Source organism: Oenococcus sicerae, assembly GCF_004102045.2.
Lineage (GTDB): Bacteria > Bacillota > Bacilli > Lactobacillales > Lactobacillaceae > Oenococcus > Oenococcus sicerae.
Map to the genome: position 1 here is coordinate 443,988 of NZ_CP029684.2, position 14,743 is coordinate 458,730.

Annotated in this window: 13 protein-coding genes; 2 read left to right on the forward strand and 11 right to left on the reverse strand. The window is 40.3% G+C overall.

What is annotated here, in order from left to right:
- Position 1 precedes the first annotated feature (1 nt).
- From DLJ48_RS02290 to DLJ48_RS02315, 6 genes are all read right to left on the reverse strand, one after another.
- Positions 2-457, reverse strand: coding sequence for a LytTR family DNA-binding domain-containing protein (locus DLJ48_RS02290; RefSeq protein ID WP_128685546.1), 456 nt, complete (start codon positions 455-457; stop codon positions 2-4).
- Positions 458-480: 23 nt separating this feature from the next.
- Entirely contained in the window at positions 481-1,341 is an 861-nt protein-coding gene (locus DLJ48_RS02295) for an ABC transporter permease (RefSeq protein ID WP_128685548.1), read from the reverse strand.
- Between the two features lie 2 nt (positions 1,342-1,343).
- Entirely contained in the window at positions 1,344-2,225 is an 882-nt protein-coding gene (locus DLJ48_RS02300; RefSeq protein WP_128685550.1) for an ABC transporter ATP-binding protein, read from the reverse strand.
- Positions 2,226-2,336: 111 nt separating this feature from the next.
- Positions 2,337-3,413, reverse strand: coding sequence for an FAD:protein FMN transferase (locus DLJ48_RS02305; RefSeq protein ID WP_128685552.1), 1,077 nt, complete (start codon positions 3,411-3,413; stop codon positions 2,337-2,339).
- Between the two features lie 80 nt (positions 3,414-3,493).
- Entirely contained in the window at positions 3,494-6,592 is a 3,099-nt protein-coding gene (locus DLJ48_RS02310) for a beta-galactosidase (RefSeq protein ID WP_128685554.1), read from the reverse strand.
- A gap of 67 nt (positions 6,593-6,659) precedes the next feature.
- On the reverse strand, positions 6,660-8,588 hold the full coding sequence (locus DLJ48_RS02315) for a glycoside-pentoside-hexuronide (GPH):cation symporter (RefSeq protein ID WP_128685555.1): 1,929 nt from the start codon (positions 8,586-8,588) through the stop codon (positions 6,660-6,662).
- A gap of 231 nt (positions 8,589-8,819) precedes the next feature.
- On the opposite strand from DLJ48_RS02315, the gene DLJ48_RS02320 reads away from it, so the two are divergent.
- Positions 8,820-9,830 (forward strand): LacI family DNA-binding transcriptional regulator, encoded by a 1,011-nt coding sequence (locus DLJ48_RS02320; protein ID WP_207710182.1) that lies wholly within the window; start codon positions 8,820-8,822, stop codon positions 9,828-9,830.
- A gap of 51 nt (positions 9,831-9,881) precedes the next feature.
- Here the strand turns inward: DLJ48_RS02320 and DLJ48_RS02325 are convergent, their stop codons facing one another.
- From DLJ48_RS02325 to DLJ48_RS02345, 5 genes are all read right to left on the reverse strand, one after another.
- On the reverse strand, positions 9,882-10,655 hold the full coding sequence (locus DLJ48_RS02325; protein WP_128685559.1) for an SDR family NAD(P)-dependent oxidoreductase: 774 nt from the start codon (positions 10,653-10,655) through the stop codon (positions 9,882-9,884).
- 101 nt (positions 10,656-10,756) lie between these two features.
- Positions 10,757-11,119, reverse strand: coding sequence for an ArsR/SmtB family transcription factor (locus tag DLJ48_RS02330; RefSeq protein WP_128685561.1), 363 nt, complete (start codon positions 11,117-11,119; stop codon positions 10,757-10,759).
- A gap of 9 nt (positions 11,120-11,128) precedes the next feature.
- Entirely contained in the window at positions 11,129-11,707 is a 579-nt protein-coding gene (locus DLJ48_RS02335) for a cadmium resistance transporter (protein WP_128685562.1), read from the reverse strand.
- Between the two features lie 85 nt (positions 11,708-11,792).
- The gene (locus DLJ48_RS02340; protein WP_128685564.1) at positions 11,793-12,491 is read right to left on the reverse strand and encodes a nucleoside/nucleotide kinase family protein; all 699 of its coding nucleotides are present in this window, start codon (positions 12,489-12,491) and stop codon (positions 11,793-11,795) included.
- A 20-nt stretch (positions 12,492-12,511) separates the two neighbouring features.
- The gene (locus DLJ48_RS02345) at positions 12,512-13,345 is read right to left on the reverse strand and encodes a metallophosphoesterase (protein ID WP_128685566.1); all 834 of its coding nucleotides are present in this window, start codon (positions 13,343-13,345) and stop codon (positions 12,512-12,514) included.
- Between the two features lie 261 nt (positions 13,346-13,606).
- On the opposite strand from DLJ48_RS02345, the gene DLJ48_RS02350 reads away from it, so the two are divergent.
- Entirely contained in the window at positions 13,607-14,692 is a 1,086-nt protein-coding gene (locus tag DLJ48_RS02350; RefSeq protein WP_128685568.1) for a BMP family lipoprotein, read from the forward strand.
- Positions 14,693-14,743: the final 51 nt, after the last annotated feature.

Sequence of the window (14,743 nt, forward strand, 5' to 3'; positions counted from 1 at the left end):
CCTACAGTCCCAGCCGTTTGGCAAGATCTGCTAAATACTTGCGGCTGACATTCGCTTTTATTTGTCCAGTTAAAATGGCCGTCATTGTGCCAGAAAAACTGTCTTCCAAAGACAATAAGTGGTCAATATTGATCATCGTGCTTTTAGAAATTTGGATAAAATTATCCTGATCAAATCTTTCTTTAAATTTATAAAGGCGTTCATTAACAGAAAAATTGTCCTGAGTACTGTAAACCATCAGGCTATTGCGACCGACTTCTACTTTGATAATCGTCGCAGCGCGTACCATCAGGATTCGATCATCACTTTTAATCGGCAAAATATCAGCATGATTCTGACCAAATTTAGCCAAATAATCAATCAAATGACTTACTTCAAGCGTTTTTTTGGTGGCTTGTACCACAACCGATATCTCATCATCGGCAAGTTGCAAGTTTTTTTGAAACTCGATTTTCAATGCATCATCCTCTTCGCTTTATCTTAACTAATTTTCAGCTGTTTTTTAAAAATAGTCGATAGCAATAGCAGCAGAATGCCGATCGTTAACATAGTCAAAACGATCCAATAATCTTGATTAAAGGTCGTTAACTGCTGCCATTTCAAACCAATGCCCATGGTCTCCTTAAACGTATGCAGATGCTGGCTCGAAGCTGCAAAAGAAATACGCAGCTGCTGGTCCATGAGCAAATGCCGATAAAGCGATGCAATATACGTGCCTGGATTCAGCTTGACCAAGTCTTGTGCAAAAACAGGCAACGCCCCGATGGGCACATAAGTCCCAACCAAAAATCCTGCGGCCGTACCGATAATCGTAGCTAGTTTGCCCATCGTATCAACACGATCAACGAATTGTATCACGAGTAAATTGATGACCGACATGAAGATCGAACTCAGCAGAGCTAATAGCATAATCGCCATTAAACGATTCCAAGGAAATTGAATATGGTCCGTCAAAATAAAATAAGCAAACATCACAACCAGCATGAACAGCTGCATACAAAAACCAATCGTTGCAGCCGACACAACGTAAGCTGTTTTAATTTTATTCTGACTAATATCAGTCAGGTAAAAATCATCAAGCGTTCCGTGGACACGGTCAGTCACGATCGGATCTAAGCCGGTCAGCGTCGTGGTAATAGCCGTGACAGACAAGGTGCCGCCGATCAACCAACTATCCAATAGCTGACTACTTTGTGTCACAGCCGACCAGTTTTGGACCATATTATTTTTTAAAAAAATGATATATAAAACAAATGAGATCAAGGCGCCTAGAAGCGAAAAAAATACGCCGGATCGATGACGAAAATAACGAATTAAATTGCGTTTTACTAAGCTGATCATAATTAACGGATCTCCTTGCCGGTTAAATTCAAAAAAACATCATCGATCGTGCCCGGTGAAAATTCAAACTCACTGATCGATGTTTTTAATCGCTGCAATAAGCCGATACAGGTCTGGGCATCTTGCACATTAATGACCAAGACGCCATCATCTTCACGAGACTGCGTCCCTTTTGGTAATAAGCTGATCAGTTTGACAAGATCGTCAGTCTGAATCCGCAAGAGACTTTGGGTGTAGTGCTGCCTTAGATCATCAGCTGAACCTTGAGCGATCGTGCGGCCATCGTCGATAATATAGACTTGATCAGCCTCTTGAGCCTCTTGTAAATAATGTGTCGTCAGAAAAATTGTTAAGTTTGTTTCCCGCTGCAAAGCGTGCAGCAAATCCCAAATAGCTGTTCGCGTTTGAATGTCTAAGGCTGTTGTCGGTTCGTCTAGAAATAAAATTTCCGGCTTGTTTAACAAAGCTCTGGCAATATCAACTCGTCGACGCTGACCGCCGGATAAAGAGCCATAGGCTTGATGCTGAAAACGCTCAAGCCCAATATCGGCGATCAATTTATCGATGCTGTTTGCCAAAGGAATACGATACATTTTCGCTCGCGATACTAAATTTTCCCGGACCGTCAGATCCTGGTCAAGGACACTGTCTTGAAAAACAACCCCTATTCTAGGACGGTGTTTTTGACTGTTTTCACTTGCAAAACAGATCTCTCCGCTACTGGGTTCGATTTTTCCAATCAGCATTGAGATCGTGGTTGATTTGCCAGCACCGTTAGGACCCAAAAAAGCCGTCAGAGTCCCCTTGGCAACTGAAATGTTCAACTGGTCAACAACTTTTTTGCCATTATAAATTTTAGTCAGGTCGTGAGTTTCTAAAATCATTTACCTACCTCCACAAAAAAGCCTACAAAAAAAGCCGATCTGCATGTCGCATTATCGGCTAAGTGGTTAAAAACAGCTGTTAAGAGGCCAAAGAGATGAACTAAACAATGCTTAATCCATCAATTTATATTTATGATCAGTTAACTGAAAATTGCCTTTTAAACCATTTGTGATATATATTTTGTTGGCTTTCGTGATAAAAATTGCTTGAATACCGGCTCGATTTTTCTTATTCATGTATGCTAAACCAGCCTGCAGTCCTTTATCAAAAGCAGCATTCGAAAGTGCATCCCCATCGACAGATCGTTTAGAAACAATGGTCACGGAAACAAGATTATTTTCGTAAGGGTAGCCGGTTTTCGGGTCCATCAGATAAATATATTTATGTCCATTAGCGATCAAATATTGTTCATAAGTACCAGCTGTCACGACCGACATATCCGATTCTTGGACATAGCCAACACTAGAACCTCTTGACTGATCAGGATTCTGAATACCGACATGCCACTTTCTCACCCCGGTCGACGGATGACTTTGTCCGAGGACGTAAATATTGCCGCCCAAACTGATAATGCCGCTGGTCACGTGATTTTTCTCGAAGGTTTCTTTCACACGATCAGCGATATATCCCTTGGCAATACCGCCAAAATCCAAGCGCATGCCTTTCTTTTTAAGGAAAACAGTCCGATGTTTCTTATTTAAAACAATATCTCGATAATTGACTAAAGGCAATGCAGCTTTAATTTCAGAATCCGCCGGTACACGCGCACCTGGCAGCCCGATCTGCCACAAATTCGTCACGGCACCGATCGCCATGTCAAAACTATCATTAGAGTTCTTGGAAAAATACATGGCCTTTTCAATCAGAGGCCAAAAATCTTTCGGAACTTTAACAGCTTTAATGCCGGCATTCTCATTAATATGATCAAGTACCGACCCTTTTTTTGTTAAAGTTGCTTCATCATCACAATGCTTAATTGTAGCCATGCCTTTGTTCAATACTGCTTGTTTGCCCTGATCATAAATCGTCAAAGTACAGATCGTACCCATCAAAAATTCATTTTTAGTATATGGCTCATCCACATATTTGATTTGATTATTTGATTGATTGCTCGAATAAAAATAACCGACCCCAGCGGCAGCTAGAACGATTGCCAAAAGCAAAAACAAGTAAATTCTCTTCTTCATGAATGATCCCTCAAATCCACAGACGATAGTCTAAGTGTAAGCGCTTTTCAAGAAAAATACATGGTTACCAATACAAATAGCTAATCCTGTTGCCAAAGCAAAGCATAGTGATAATGGCTCTGGGATAGTAGATATTCTTGAGCCACACTAGGGCTCCAGGAATCATCACCACCGACTCCCATTTGATAAGCATCGATATTCAGCCAAAGGCCAGCCTCAGCTTGCAGCAAATGCCGATGATCCACGCGTCGAAGCTGAGATTGGCTGTATCGGCTCAGATTAAAAGCAAATTTCTGTTTGTGCAGACTATAGATATGGTAGTTGGCAATAGTCAACTGATCAACGGCACTGCGAAGGCCGTTTTCACTAGGAAAAATATAAGGAGTATAGAAATCATCGAAAGACAAATTCCAATCCCCATAAATGGCAGCTCGTCGACGATCGGGATAATTTTCAAAGGGGCCAAGTCCTCGGTAACTGATCTTAGCCGGTGCCGCTGCCAGCTGACAAGTTAAACCGATTCGGGCTGGTGTTGTTTTTCCTAAAGCACGTACAACATCATTAATGATCGTTAGACTGCCCGTGTTTGAAATCTCGTAGACTTTCTCTGAACTAAATAACAGCTCATTTTGGCCATTCAAGAAATCCTGACTCGTTTTAATCGTCACAGCATGATCTGAATGAACTAGTTCAAATGACTTCAGAGCACTGTGCAGATCATACATACCTAGACTTTTCCAACGCTCATACCAAGCGTTTGGATCAACGTGTGCCGCTTCGCTTATACCAATATCATTGTCCAACGGTGCACGCGTAAATTGATCCTTTAATGGACTTAGCAAACTTTCTTTGCCAGCATTTTTCCAGCTGACAAGCCAACCGCTGAGTCGATCGAATTGCCAATTTTGGTCGCCAACGCTGATCTGATAATCACGTGCGCTTTCCTGAACTAAGACTGATTTACTTGCTCTTGAAACTACTTTCGAGGTTGTCAGATCTTCATACAGCAAGTACTGCTGATGGGCTAATTCAAAATTAGTTGGAATTAACTCATCAGTTTCAATTTGTTTGATTTGTATATTTAAATAGCAAGTTCCCTGAGCTGATCTGGCAAGATCCAAAACAACTTTTGTCTGCTCTGCCGGTGCCAGCGAAAGACGAATCGTTTTTGCCAATTGCTTAATACCATTCACGATGATCTGATAGGATAATTCGACATTTACCTTTTTAAATAAATACTCACTCGAAACATCAAAAGCAGTTGCTGTGCCTAAATGATTACGTTGAAGGTGAAATTGGAAAAATCGTTGACAGTACTTAACTTCCTGCAAAGCCGGCTTAGGAGTGCGATCAGGAAAAAGCAAGCCATCTAAACAAAATTGGCGATCATTAAGTTTGTCATTAAAGTCACCACCATAAGCATAAAATGATCGATCATTTTCGTCTTTTTTAATTAATCCCTGATCGACCCAATCCCAAATAAAACCACCTTGCAATCTGGGAAACTTCCGAAAAGCGGCCCAGTACTGATCAAAACCGCCTAAACTATTGCCCATATCATGGGCATATTCGCATAAAATCAAAGGCCGTTTTTCGTCTGGCAGCCCAATCCATTTTTTGATCGACCACTTGGGATTAGCTTCCGTTGGCTGATCCTCATCAACTCGAGCATACATCGGGACAATAATATCTGTTGCCGGGCTATTCGCGCCGCCGCCTTCATATTGAACTGGGCGAGTCGGATCTTCTTGTTTGATCCAATTGTATAAAGCAGCGTGATTATGGCCATAACCGGATTCGTTGCCTAAAGACCAGATAATGATCGATGGATGATTGCGATCCCGTTGGACCATGCGTGTGACTCTTTGGGACATAATCGGCAAGTAGTCAGGATCATCAGAAAGGCGATTCATCGGTGTCATACCGTGAGTCTCAATATTTGCTTCGTCAACTAGATAGATACCATATTTATCACATAATTCATACCAATAATTGTCATTAGGATAATGGGAGCAGCGAACGGCATTGAAATTATTCTGTTTCATCATTTTAATGTCTTGGCGCATTGTGGCTTGATCGACATAGTAACCATTAGCTGCTGTAAATTCATGTTTATCAACGCCGCGAATCAATAAAGGCTGGCCATTTAATTTCAGTAGACCATCTTTGATCTCAACTCGACGAATCCCTATTTTTGTTGTTTCTAAATGCAGCAGCTGACCATTTTCATCATCAAGTTCAATCTGCAGTTCGTAAAGATTAGGAATTTCTGCCGACCAAAGTTCCGGTTTCACGATATCCAAAAACAGCTTGCTTCGATCCTGATACCCGCCACGCTCGTCAATGTCCCGCAGTCCAAAGTTGGACTTTGTTTCAGTGACCAATTTACCTTGCCAATAGAGCCTTGCCAGGACATGCTTATTTTTAAGATCATGAGCAGCAGCTGAAACATATATCACCACTTTCGCTTTATCAAAATCATCATTGAGAAACGTCTTGATATGATAGTCAGAGATACGTGCTGCTGGTAAATGAGCAAGATCAACATGACGAAAAATACCCGACATTCGCCACATATCCTGATCTTCAAAATAACTGGCTTTCGACCATTGCAGTACCATGACAGCAATGCGATTTTGACCAGCAACTAATTGTTTGGTCAAATCAAATTCCGCAGTCAAACGGCTGTCTTCTGAATAACCGATCCAGTGACCATTCAGCCACAAGTAAAAAGCTGATCCAACACCCTGAAAATTAATATGCGTTTCACCATCTTGCAGCCAGTCTGGATCAAGTTTGAATGTCAGCGAATAACAGCCTATGGGATTATCCGTCGGTACATAAGGCGGATCGACCTTAAAAGGATAGGCAACATTTGTATAGACAGGTTTGCCATAACCATGCAATTGCCAATTCGCTGGTACCGGGATTTTTTTGGCACTTTCCAAATCATTTTCGACCCACTGAGCAGGTACTTTATCCAATGCTGGAAAATAATTGAAGGTCCAATCACCATCCAATGAACGAATGGCTGGGCTTTTTTTAAATAGTGCCGGATCTTCAGTGTGTGTCCAATAATTCATCGGCACATGCATTGGCAAACGATGCCAGTTGGTAATAGCGGGATTTTCCCAATCTTTTCGACTGAGTATATCTGCAAGCGAAATATCTTCAACCATTTTAGCTCCTCGCACATGACTATCATGTTACAAAAGCACATTCTCATAAAACGCTGAGTTCTGGATACTATTTTTTAGATAACTTCAATACGACATCATTTTTCGTTGTATTGCCAGAATCCTTCAATAATTCAAACTCAGATAAATCATCAGAATTGGAAATCACGGAAATCACGGTGTCATCAAAACCTGCTTTAATAATGGCCGGATCCCAGAATTCGATCAAGAGATCACCTCTTTTGACATGCTGTCCTCGATCAAAATAATTAATAAAACCTGTACCGCGCATATTAACCGTGCCGATACCGACGTGTATTAAGGTTACAATACCGTCATCAGAAACCAGCCCAACGGCATGCCGAGTGGAAAATGTAACTCTGACCGTCGCATCAAACGGTGCATAAACACGACCATCACTAGGTTTAATAGCAAATCCTTTACCCATTGATCCAGAAGCAAAGGATGAATCCTTCACTGTATTTAGCGGTAAGATCTCACCTGCAATCGGTGCATAATAAGCAAATTCACCTTGCTTTAAAAGCGGTGCTGCATCGGTTTTCTGATCATTTGAGTTTCCTAAAACATCTTTACCCCAAGTTTTTTCAAGCTTATCAACGATAACAGCGTGTTGTTTTTCATCCAGTGTGACTTTTTTAAAGAAGACTAATGTCGCGACCAAGATGAGAACCATTGGAACACCAAACATCATGACTTTAAAAATAAAACTGCCATGTGCCGTAATTGATGACGCAGATGCTCCAGAAGTCATACCAGCCAAAACAGCTGTGATACCAACAACACCATTAGAAACCGCGCCGCCTAATTTATCGAGCAGTGGGCGAACAGAGAGCGTCAAACTTTCATCACGATGACCAAATTTAAGCTGACCATATTCTACTGAATCCGTGATTGTCATCAAGACAACTAAGAAAATCAATGGCTGCGGAATGAAGAATAATTCAGCACCGATCAAAACAAGTGCCAGTGATTTACCAGCCATCATAAAGACAACAATGCCGACCAGCAAAATAGCGATTGAAATAAAGAAAACATTCCGACGATTGAATTTTTTGGCCAACGGTGGGAAAAGCATAACTGCCACCACACCAACAAAAGTATTAATAATGGCAAGAATTGAAAACTGTGATGAGTGCCCAAGAATAAAGGTAAAGTAATACAATTCAAGCGCATTAGTGATCTGGATACCGGCTGAGTAAAAACCATAAGACAAAGACATCCACATCAATTGATCATTGCGAGTAAGAACACGGAAAACATCTTTGATAGATGTTTTTTCAGCATTCTTTCGTAAATCAGAATCGACCTCTTTGGTACCTAGGCCAACGGCAATTGCCGAAACCCAAGAAATAATACCAATAATCAATGCAAAGGCAAACCAACCACGGTTATCACCTTCACCGTTATTATTATTAATTGAGAAAAATAGTACGAGTGGCATAACGACAACACCAACGATGTTAGCGCCAACCGTCGAACCAACACGAGCAAAAGTAGCTGTTTTTTCACGCTCTTGAGAATCAAAAGTCAAGGCTGGGATCATTGACCAAAAACCGACATCCTTAAATGAATAAAAAATATCCATCGTAATATAAAGAACAGCAAAAATAATTAAATACAAAAATGGATTTGATTTGTTCAATCCACCTAAATTAGTGAATAAAAGTACCAAGGCAATTGATGCAATAGTGCCTCCAAGAATGACCCAAGGCTTAAATTTGCCCCAACGAGTCGTCGTATTATCAATCGTATTACCGATAAAAGGATCGATTGCTAATTCGACAAAACGCAAAATCATAATAATTAACGTAATATAGCCAATCATTTTAGAACCGGTTGCACCGCTGTCTTTATCAAATAAATGTGAAGTCACAAACATGATAAAGTAAGTTGACAGCGTCGCATAAAACATATCATGGCCAAAAGCACCAAAAGAGTATGATAACCGCGAAGTTATTGATTGTTTCGTCTTTTCCATAGTTTCTCCTTAACCAGGTTAGAATTCGCTTTAACCTGGAATTTATAGTAAGCGCTTTCAAAACAAATGTCAATCTTTTAGTAAAAAATAGGTCACAAAATATTCAAGTATTTAAAAAAATGCTGATTTAAAAGCAATTTTATTGATATTAATGCTAGTAAAAATAATTAAAGTTTACTAAATATACAAAAGCAAGCTAAAAATATTACAATAAGGCAAACGGAGTTAATGATGCCAACGACGATAAGAGAAATTGCAAAATTAGCGGATGTTTCATCTGGGACAGTATCACGAGTCCTAAATGATGATCCGACCTTGTCCGTGACCGAAAAAACACGGGCACGCGTAAAAAAAATCGCCAATGACTTGGCATACCATCATTCTGCAAACAGCCAAAAGAAAAATACGCTTGTAACTGTCGCGATCGTGACCAGCATGTCTGAACAACGTGAAATTGACGATCCCTATTGGCGAAATATTCATCAAGGCATTAAAAACGCTGCTCAAAAACAGGATATTAAAATTGGCCCCATTATTCGTTTGACAGATGGTTTGGGAAAAGTCAATTTGTCTCATTTTTCAGCCGTGATCGTGACTGGCGATACCTCAGCCGATGCAATTAAAAAAATAAAAAAAATGAATCAAAATTTAGTTCTTGTTGATGCCCGCAGTCGTTTTTCTGACATTGATATCGTTCAGCCTGATTTAAGCAATATGACAGAAAGAATTTTAAATGAACTGCATCAGACTGGACGGCAAAATATTGCTTTCATTGGTGGAAACAACGAACAAATCAATTTGGACGGCAAAATTGAATCTGTTTTGACAGATAGCCGGACTGACGTATACGAAAAGTGGGTTCAGCAGCACAAAAAAGCTAAAAAAATGCTCGTTGGCAACTGGACTGCCCAGGCAGGAACAATTGCAGCAAAACAGTTGCTGGCACAGGCTCAGCCCTTCGATGCCTTACTAGTAGCCTCAGATGCGATCGCAGTTGGCGCGATCAAAGTTTTACAAGAAGCAGGCTTTGTGATCGGTCAAGATATATCTATTGTCAGCTTTGATGATCTGGCCTTAGTTGCCTACCTCAATCCTTCTTTGACAACTGTTAATTTGCCACAACACGCTCTTGGGTCTGCAGCATTGCAGCAAGCTAAAGAGTTGGCCGATCGAGACAGAACTTGGACCAAATGGACAACGATCCCGAGCAAATTGATTTATCGTGATTCTTTTCAAAAATAAAAAAACGACCATACACAGGTCGTTTTTTATTATCTTCCATAAATAATTTGTTTAAGAAAACTTAATGCCGCCATCAACAGCGATTGATTGTCCGGTAATATAATCACTTTCACTGCCAGACAAAAAGCTAACAAGTTTGGCAACATCCTCAGGCTCTTCGCCTCGACCCAAGAGAATACCGTCGATGAAGGCTTGACGAGTCGAACCCAAAGGCACATTTTTGCGCTCAGAAAAACGAGCATCGATCTCATCCCACATTGGGGTCAATACGATACCAGGGTTATAAGCGTTGACACGGATCTTATCGACGGCCAATTCCTTGGCAGATGCTTGCACTAAACCACGAGTTGCAAATTTAGTAGCAGAATAGATTCCCAACATTTCAAAGCCTTCCATACCGGCAATGGATGAAGCGAGAATGATCGAACCACCATCATTTGTCTTGCGCATTAATTTTGGTGCTGTTTGCAAAGCCCAGATCTGCGACTTCAAATTAATATTCAAAACATTATCCACGGCTTCTTGCGGCGTTCCCTCAACTGTATCAACCCAATCGATCCCAGCATTAGCAACAAAAACATCCAAACGGCCAAATTCTGAATCTGCTTTTTCAATCAGTTTTTCATTAACTAAACGATCAGAAACATCACCAGCAAAAGTCGCTGCGGTGCCGCCGGCAGCCTTGATTTTATCAGCCACTTTGTCAAGCTTCGATTGAGTCCGGCCGTTAATGATCACTGAATAGCCGTCTTTAGCCAATCGCAAAGCGATTCCTTCTCCAATACCTTGTCCACCACCAGTAATAATTGCAACTTTCTTAGTCATAATCGTCTCGCATCCTTTGTATGTTATTTCACAAAAATTATTATACTATATTTTTCACAAGAAACAAGCAAGCGCTCCCCTTAGGTCAATTAATTTTCAGATCATTCATCAACATCAATTGATTTAGAGACGTGCCGTCCCGAGTGGTCCTCGCCCAGCAAAACATGATCAACATGTGCCAGCAGCTGATTTAACGTATCGATGATATGAGGATCATCCAATTGATAATAAATTGATTTGCCAATACGCTCTTGACTGATCAATTCATAGGCACGTAATTTTTGCAACTGATGCGAAACGGTTGACTGCTCAGATCCTAAGGCTTGAATAAGTTCGCTGACATTCAAACGTGACTGCCCAAGCAAATTCAAAATTTGTATACGGGTTGGGTTGGCCAGTACCTTAGCAATTCTTGCTGCCTCATCAATTTTGGCCTGATGAATCAATTTTAATGTTTCCGACATGCCTCTATTCTAAAACAAAGCAAGCAAGTGGCTGATCGTACCAGCTTCAAGCAAAATGTATAAGCCTAAAATACTATAAATAATTAGCTGAAACAGGCCTTCATAACGATTCAAAATTTGAGAAACAGCTGCGATCGCTGTAATTTTTAGTGCCATCAATGATACAAGCGACAAAAGCAGTAAGAACATAATTAATACGGCTGGCAAATAGAAAAAATTCATGTTTGCAAAAAGAGGTATATAAATAGCCAAGTTATCAGCACCGCAGGTCGTCAAAGTCAACACGACGACGTCGCGAATTAAATGAGTATCAGACGACTTGATTTTTTCAGTCTCGCTTTCCTTGACTACAAGGCCCTTAATGCCTATCAAAATAGGAAAGATGCCCAAAAGACCCAGCAGCCATTCATCAGGCACGAATTTCAAAACACAAGCCAGTAATAAACTAAAAAAAATCAAAATAGCATTGCCAATGAGTTCACCAATGAAAATACGGCGGTGGGAACTCACCGTCGTGTGGTTTGCAAAAATTGCCAGCAGCACAAAGAAATAATCGGAAGTCGTCCCAATAATAGGACAGAAAAGCAGTTGTTAAAAACGCTAGCATTGATAATGCCTGATATATGTCATATATAACATATGTATATATTAGCATATGTAAGAGATGCCAAAACTAACGTATCATGATGCTGTCAGTTTTGTGTTTGCTTGTCTTGTGAACGATAATATCGGCTTGAGCCTTAGTTGGTTCGATAAATTCCTTTAAATTTTTTAAATTTGTCTGTTGCCAAGTCTGTTCAATCAAAGGCATCAGTTGCGGAATCGGCATTTTGGACAGTTGATAATAAAAACTAGCCGGATCGTTTTTAGCCGCCTGTATAAAAGCCAGTGTCCGTTTCAAAAACCACTGATAAATGAGTTTTTCATCTGCGTCGACATAAACTGAAATATCATAATCTCGGACTTGCAAGGCAGTCACACCCTCAATGATCAAGATTTTTGGTCGTGTGATCTTTTCAAATTCTCCCTTTGCAATATCATTGGCTGCTAAAGAATACTTTGGAATCAAAATGTTTTGAGATCCGGCACGGAATTGTGAAATAGCAGCGTGCAGACCTTGGAGATCGTAACTGTCTGGAAAACCTTTTTTATCAAACAAACCACGATCATGCAATTCCTGGTTGGAAAAAATAAAAGCATCTACGGAAATAACAGCAGTCGTTAACTCTGGAAATGCTTGGCTCAAATCTTGGGCCAGCTGATTAGCTATAGTTGTTTTACCAACTGCGACCGATCCAGTCACAGCAACGACGTAAAACTTTTCCCAATTGGCTTTGTAGCTTTTTAGAATTTCATCGGCTAATTTAGACATTATTTCATTATGCAGCTAAATTAAGCAATTAAACGAGTTCGGCGAATTTCATGGCCGTCCTTATCCAGGATCAAAACATTCAAGGCTGCTTCCATGTCAGCTGAATGTGAACCGCCATCAATATCATAACGGATCCAATCATCGGGATTATGTTTCATTGCGACAATCGGATTTTTGCCATTAGCTGACAAAAAATAAGTCGGTGTATGTCCAGCAACGATCACTTTATCTGTTGTATTAACATGCCAGATCGAATCAACCACAGACCGTTCGCTTGGATCATACAATGAAGCCTTGGCAGTCTCGCTAAAGAAATAAGGCTCGCGAATCCAAATCAAATCATCAACGGCTGTTTCATGATAATCCGACTGTTGCCAATCAATCCCGGCATGAACAAATAGTCGGTGCTGGTCTTCAATACCATAAGGCATCGCATCCAGAAAATCGATATAATCTGCATACTTTTCCAGCAGTTCCGTCTTTGTGAGCTCGATATTGATATCATTAGCCGTTAATCCCAATCGTGCTTGTGTTTCCAGCATACCGTTGTGGCCCCAATTGAAAAATTTTTGTGAATCACCGATCGCTGTGCCATAAAGCATATCATCGTGATTGCCGTGAATAGCCAAAGCACCGTGATGCTTGACCTGGTCCATGACAAAATTAATCACTTTGATCGGTTCATGCGTATTACTGCCATTCGCATCTGTATAATCACCAAGAAAAATTAAGGTATAGGCTGATTGACCATATTCTGGCAGATTGACAATTTGTTTCAAAGCCTGCCAATTCTCATGGATATCCGAGACCAGAATCACTTTGTTCAACTCATTATGGCTTTCAAATTTATTCATCAAAACATATTTTAATCGTATTAAAGACTTCTTCGATTTTTTTGTCAAACTAGTTGCCATTAGCTGCTGATCACAAGTTAAAAAGGTCTTGCCATTGAGAAAAAAATTGTAAAAAAATAACATTGCTACTTGAACGTTCGTATATTTATAAGCTATCCTTCTTTTAGGCTATTTAGTAGTGCATTTGAAAGGATATTCCGAATGATATGCTGGAAATCTCGGATAGTGTGAAGCTTTAGCTAATCAAGTGAGGAGAGTTTTATGAATCGTTTTCGTTGGACTATTGTCGGAATAGTCGTAGTAATCGTTGCAGCAATCGGTGTTTATCTAGGTGTGAATCACGGTAAGACAAGTTCTAGCAACAACTCAAGTAAAAAATCAGTTGCTATTATTACCGATACCGGAGGGATTGATGATCATTCATTCAACCAATCTGCATGGGAAGGCTTGCAGAAATATGGTAAGCAGGAAGGCTTGTCAAAAGGAAATGGCGGTTATAACTATTTCCAGAGTAATGACGAGTCTGATTACAAGCCAAATATTAATTCTGCTGTCCAAGCAAAGTTTGACACAATCTTTGGAATTGGCTATTCCTTAGAAAACGCTGTTAAGCAGGCAGCAAAACAAAATCCAAAAATCAATTTCGCCATTATTGACGATGTGATTCCTAATATCAAAAATGTTGTTTCTGTCACATTCCATACTGAGCAGTCTTCATACTTGGCTGGCGTAGCTGCAGCAAAAGCATCCAAGACTCAAAAAATCGGTTTCATTGGTGGTGTCAAAGGTGATGTTATCGATACTTTCCAGGCCGGCTATGTCGCTGGTGCGAAATCCGTTAATAAAAATATTCGAATCGATGTACAATATGCAAACTCATTCGCTGACGCTGCTCAAGGCAAGACGATCGCTTCAGCCATGTATGCTAATGGTGATGATGTGATCTTTACAGCAGCCGGCGGTACGGGCAATGGTGTCTTTGCACAAGCAAAAGCTTTGAACCAAAAACAATCCGCTGATAAAAAAGTCTGGGTCATCGGTGTTGATCGTGATCAAAAAGCAGACGGTAGTTATACGGATAAAGATGGCAAAAAAGCTAACTTTACTCTAGCTTCAGCTGTCAAGGAAGTCGGACAGTCTTTGATCGATATTTCTAAAAAAGCACAGGCTGGCAAATTCCCTGGTGGCAAGATCGTTAGTTTCGGTTTCAAACAAAAAGGTGTTTACCTTGCTAAAGATTCAATGACCGCAAGTGTTTGGTCAGCTGTTCAAGCGGCTCAAAAGAAAGTTGAATCTGGTTCCGTTAAAGTTCCCGTTCATCCAAAATCTTACGCTTCAGTACAATAATCTTAATGCTCATTTGGCTATTGGCGGGTGAGCCTACATAATAGTAAGAAT